Origin of the sequence: Pseudoduganella sp. RAF53_2 (assembly GCF_052113985.1) — a bacterium.
Taxonomy (GTDB): Bacteria; Pseudomonadota; Gammaproteobacteria; order Burkholderiales; family Burkholderiaceae_D; genus Rugamonas.
In genome coordinates this window covers 1-4,974 of the sequence record NZ_JBFRDW010000459.1, presented here as the reverse complement: position 1 = coordinate 4,974, position 4,974 = coordinate 1, and the positions used below count along the sequence as shown (strand labels likewise).

At 62.9% G+C, this 4,974-nt stretch carries 5 protein-coding genes; 4 read left to right on the top strand and 1 reads right to left on the bottom strand.

From position 1 onward, the window contains the following. The coding region (locus AB4Z11_RS22835; RefSeq protein ID WP_442027871.1) for an efflux RND transporter permease subunit at window positions 1-1,743 on the top strand (1,743 nt) is incomplete at its 5' end. 1 nt (window position 1,744) lies between these two features. Further along, window positions 1,745-3,133 (top strand): efflux transporter outer membrane subunit, encoded by a 1,389-nt coding sequence (locus AB4Z11_RS22830; protein ID WP_442027869.1) that lies wholly within the window; start codon window positions 1,745-1,747, stop codon window positions 3,131-3,133. A gap of 3 nt (window positions 3,134-3,136) precedes the next feature. On the opposite strand, the gene AB4Z11_RS22825 is transcribed toward AB4Z11_RS22830, so the two are convergent. Further along, window positions 3,137-3,625 (bottom strand): GNAT family N-acetyltransferase, encoded by a 489-nt coding sequence (locus AB4Z11_RS22825; protein ID WP_442027868.1) that lies wholly within the window; start codon window positions 3,623-3,625, stop codon window positions 3,137-3,139. A 177-nt stretch (window positions 3,626-3,802) separates the two neighbouring features. Here AB4Z11_RS22825 and AB4Z11_RS22820 point away from each other — a divergent pair, with 177 nt between their 5' ends. Together AB4Z11_RS22820 and AB4Z11_RS22815 are read left to right on the top strand one after the other, a co-directional pair. Then, complete coding sequence (locus AB4Z11_RS22820) at window positions 3,803-4,414, top strand: TetR/AcrR family transcriptional regulator (RefSeq protein ID WP_442027867.1); 612 nt, start codon at window positions 3,803-3,805, stop codon at window positions 4,412-4,414. 9 nt (window positions 4,415-4,423) lie between these two features. Continuing rightward, window positions 4,424-4,974: fumarylacetoacetate hydrolase family protein (locus AB4Z11_RS22815; protein WP_442027866.1), on the top strand; the 551-nt coding region annotated here is incomplete at its 3' end.

Below are 4,974 nucleotides of genomic sequence, written 5' to 3'. Positions count from 1 at the left end.
GGCGTGATCTACCGCCAGTTCTCGATCAGCAGTGTGGCGGCCATGGTGTTGTCCGGGCTGGTGGCGATGGTGTTCTCGGCGGCGCTGTGCGCGACATTCCTGAAGCCAGGCCATCCTGCGACGGGCAAGGGCTTCTTCGGCTGGTTCAACCGCTCCTTCGATGCTGGTAGCTCGAAGTACCAGGGCTGGGTTGGGGCACTGCTGCGCCGCCGTGGCCGTTCCATGATCGTGTACGCGGCGATTCTGGGCGTGCTGGCGCTGGTGTTCCTGCGCCTGCCGACTTCCTTCCTGCCGGGTGAAGACCAGGGCGTACTGTTCTCGCAGATTCAGCTGCCGACTGGCGCAACCCAGCAGCGCACCTTGAAGACGATCGAGAAAGTGGAGCAGCACTTCCTGAAAGAGGAGAAAGCCAATGTGGCTTCCGTGTTCTCGGTGGCGGGCTTCAGCTTTGGCGGCAATGGCCAGAACACCGGTATCGCCTTCGTGAAGCTGAAGGACTGGTCTGAGCGCCATGGTGCGCAGAACAGCGCCGATGCCGTAGCGGGCCGCGCCATGGGCGCCTTCATGCAGCTGCGCGATGCGATGGTGTTCGCCTTCACGCCGCCTGCGGTGCTGGAACTGGGTAATGCCAGCGGTTTCGATCTGCAACTTCAGGACGTCGGTGGCGTTGGCCACGATGCGCTGATGGCTGCACGTAACCAGGTGCTGGGCATGGCCTCGCAGAACAAGCTGCTGATGGGCGTGCGCCCGAATGGACAGGAAGACACGCCGCAGTTCAAGCTGAATATCGACCAGCAGAAGGCGACTGCGCTGGGACTCTCGGTGGCGGACGTCAACCGCGTGCTGAGCACGGGCTGGGGCAGTTCCTACGTCAACGACTTCGTGGACCGCGGCCGCGTGAAGAAGGTGTTCCTGCAAGGCCAGGCTGATTCGCGCATGGTGCCGGAAGACCTGAACAAATGGTTCRTGCGAAACACGCAGGGCGAGATGGTGCCGTTCTCCGCCTTCTCCACCGGCGAATGGATCTATGCCTCGCCGCGCCTGGAGCGCTACAACGGCCTGTCTTCGCTGAATATCCAGGGCATGCCTGCACCGGGCGTGAGCTCCGGCGTGGCGATGGCCGAGATGGAAAAGATCGCAGCCAAGCTGCCGCCGGGTATCGGCTTCGAGTGGACCGGTTTGTCGCTGGAAGAGCGCGACTCCGGTTCGCAGACGCCGATGCTGTATTCGATCTCGATCCTGATCGTGTTCCTGTGCCTGGCCGCGCTGTATGAAAGCTGGTCGGTGCCATTCTCGGTGCTGCTGGTGGTGCCGCTGGGCGTGGTGGGTACGGTGCTGGCGACCTGGCTGTTCCATCTGTCGAATGACGTGTACTTCCAAGTTGGTCTGCTGACCGTGGTGGGCCTGTCGGCGAAGAACGCGATTCTGATCGTGGAATTCGCCAAGGAGCTGCAGGAGCAGGGCGTTGAGCTGGTTGAGGCGACGCTGCAGGCCGTGAAGCTGCGACTGCGTCCGATCCTGATGACGTCCATTGCTTTTGGCCTTGGCGTGCTGCCGCTGGCAATTTCGAGCGGCGCCGGGTCCGGCAGCCAGAACGCAATCGGCGTGGGTGTGCTGGGCGGGATGCTGAGCGCGACCTTCCTCGGCATCTTCTTTGTGCCGGTGTTCTTCGTGCTGGTGCGCGCCTGGGTGGGACGCAAGTCCGCCAAGCCGCACGGTACAAACGTAGTGGAAGCAAACTGATATGAACAATACCTTGATTACCATCGCTGTCGCCGCTCTGGTGAGCGGCTGCAGCCTGGCGCCGGTGTACCAGCGCCCGGACGCGCCGGTGACGCGAGCCTGGCCGCAGGGCGAGGCTTACAAGCCGGGCAAACCGGCGCCGGACGCGAAAGCCGCCGCCGATATCCAGTGGCGCGATTTCATCACCGACGACAAGCTGCGTGAGCTGGTCGGCATGGCGCTCGCCAATAACCGCGACCTGCGCGTCTCCACGCTGAACATCGAGAAGGCGCGTGCGCAGTACAACATCGACCGCGCCGCGCTGCTGCCGAAAGTGTCGGCGGGCGTGGACCAGAACGCAAGCCGTGCGCCGGGCGGCACCATCACCCGCCAATACACGGGCGGCCTGGTGTTCCCGTCGTATGAACTGGACTTCTTCGGCAAGGTGCGCAATCTGTCCGAAGCGGGCTTGCAGACCTATCTCGGCACACAGGAAGCGCGCAATGCGCAGCAGATCGCGCTGGTGTCCGAGGTGGCGACGGCCTGGCTGACGCTGGCCGCCGACAAGGAACGTCTGCGTCTGGCGCAAGACACGCTGAAAAGCCAGCAGATCAGCTTTGAATTGAGCAAGCGCCGCTTCGATGCCGGCGCAACATCCGGGTTGGACATGTACGAAGCGCAGAGCAGCGTGGAAGCTGCCCGCAACGACATGGCAATCTACACCGCACAGGTAGCGGCCGACGAAAACGCGTTGGCCCTGCTGGTCGGTGTACCGGTGCCGGAACGTCTGCTGCCACAAAGTCCGCTCGATAACGTCGCGCAGTTGGCCGATCTTCCGGAAGGCGTGCCGTCCGCCGTGCTGCAACGGCGTCCGGATGTCGTGGAAGCAGAACGCAGCCTGCAGGCGGCCAACGCCAATATCGGCGTGGCGCGTGCCGCCTTCTTCCCCAGCATGACGCTGACGGGAACGGCGGGCAGCGCAAGCAGCAGCCTTTCCGGCCTGTTCAAGGCGGGCAGCGGCGCCTGGAGTTTTGCGCCGCAGGTGAATTTGCCGATCTTCGATGGTGGCGTGAACAGCGCCAATCTGTCGATCGCCAGGACCAACCGCGATATCGCCGTGGCGCAGTATGAGAAGTCGATCCAGTCCGCCTTCCGCGAAGTGGCCGATGCGCTGGCCCAGCGCGGCACGATGGACGAGCGTCTGGCCTCGCAGGTGGCATTGACCACGGCATCGGAGAAGAGCTTCAAAATCCACGAAGCGCGCTACGAGAAAGGCACGGAGTCCTATCTGAATGCGCTGGTGTCGCAGCGGGCGATGTATTCGGCGCAGCAAGGCCTGATCACGGCCCGTCTGGCAAAAGCCACCAACCAGATCACCTTGTACAAGGTGCTGGGCGGCGGCTGGAGCTAAGCGTCAGTGTGGCGGCTGCCACTCCATGGTGTTGTGCAGCCCGTCCACACCCAGGTTGTTGAAGCCGCAGCGCTGCAGCAGGCGCTGCGCGGGACTGCCCAGCAACACGCTGAGGCGCACCGGCACCCGCATGCGGGCGCCCTGTGCTTGCAGACTACGCAGCAAACCAAGCCCGATGCCGCGGTTGCGGTACTCGGGCACCAGGCACATATCGAGGATACGGATTTCTTCGACGCCGTAATCGACGTACAGACGGCCGATCGGCCGGTCGCGATCCAGGATCACGGCCAGGTCGGCATTGGGAAATTGGTGCTGGAACCAGGTCTGACGGGCCTGGAATTGAAGACCGATCAGCAGGTGTTCGGTGTTGGCATCGCAGCCGCCCATGCGTAATTCGCCAGTTTGGGTGCTGGCGTACAGCTGCTGCATGAAACGCTGGTCGCCCGCTTCGGCTGGGCGCATTTCGATCGTGCGTGTGGTGCGGGTGGCCATGTCGTTACACTCTTTCAGCAGAAGGGGAACGGATACCTGCCGTTCATCATATCATCAGCTAATGCGCGGCCCGCGCAAAATTCGGTTTCGTTGTAAATCTACAATCATTTACTGCCGTTTGACAAATATCGGCCGCTTGTCCACAGTATCGCCTTACTGAAAATTAGCCCTCACATCATGACTGCCACCGACAAACGCCGATCCGACCCAGAGCGCGCCGCCACCCGCCGCCGCCAGGTGCTGGAGGCGGCCGCCGCCTGCTTCCGCCGTAGCGGTTTCCATGGCGCGAGCATGTCCGACATTTCCAAAACCGCGGGCATGAGCGCGGGCCATATCTATAACTACTTTAATAGCAAGGACGAGATCATCATCGCCTTCGTCGAGGAGGACATGGAGCGCGTGTCCACCATGATCCGCGACCTGGCATCGCGTCCCGATCCGCTGCTGGCACTGCTCGAGGAAGTGCCGCTGCGCGTGCGCGAGAACCTCGATCCCAACCACTGGCTGCTGCCGCTGGAAATCTACGCCGAGGCTTCGCGCAATCCGCGCATCGCCACAGTGGCCCAGGAAGCGGACGCCCGCGCACGCAAGGAATTCCGCGCCATCCTGCACAAGGGCAGGGCGCTGCATGGCCTGCTGGTGGACGACCGTGACATCGATGGGCGAATGGAGGCTATCATCTCTCTGTTCCAGGGCCTGCAACTGCGCGCCCTGCAAAATCCCGATCTGGATGCGGACAGCTTGCTGCCTCCATTCCAGGCGGCCTGCCGTACTTTRCTGTTTAGCTGAAGGAGCAAGATGAGCACTCAATACGTTTTCCCTCCGCATGAGATTGCGGGTCTTCCAATAGCGGGCACCGATGCGCGCTTCCCTGTGCGCCGCGTGTTCTGCGTCGGCCGCAACTACGCGGGCCATGCGCGTGAAATGGGTTCCGACCCGGACCGCGAACCGCCTTTCTTCTTCTGCAAACCGGGAGATGCCGGCGCCGTAGTGCCGGTTGCGCCGGGTGCGACGGTTGAACTGCCGTTCCCTTCGCTGACCAGCAATTTCCATCACGAGTGCGAACTGGTGGTCGCCATCGGCAAGRGCGGCTCGGACATCGGCGTTGCCGATGCGTTGTCCCACGTCTTCGGTTATGCCGTGGGCCTGGACATGACCCGCCGCGACCTGCAGGGCAAGATGAAGGACGCCGGCCGGCCATGGGAAATCGGTAAGGCCTTCGATTTCTCCGCGCCGGTGGGTGAGATTCGCCGCGCTTCGGAAGTGCCGGGCATTGAATCTGCCGCGATTTCGCTGGCGGTGGATGGCGCGGTGAAGCAGTCCAGCCACGTGACGCATCTGATCTGGTC

Bases quoted from the DNA above. Each gene is read 5' to 3' on its own strand.
- AB4Z11_RS22830 (WP_442027869.1), top strand. From the start codon at position 1,745: ATGAACAATACCTTGATTACCATCGCTGTCGCCGCTCTGGTGAGCGGC.
- AB4Z11_RS22825 (WP_442027868.1), bottom strand. From the start codon at position 3,625: ATGGCCACCCGCACCACACGCACGATCGAAATGCGCCCAGCCGAAGCG.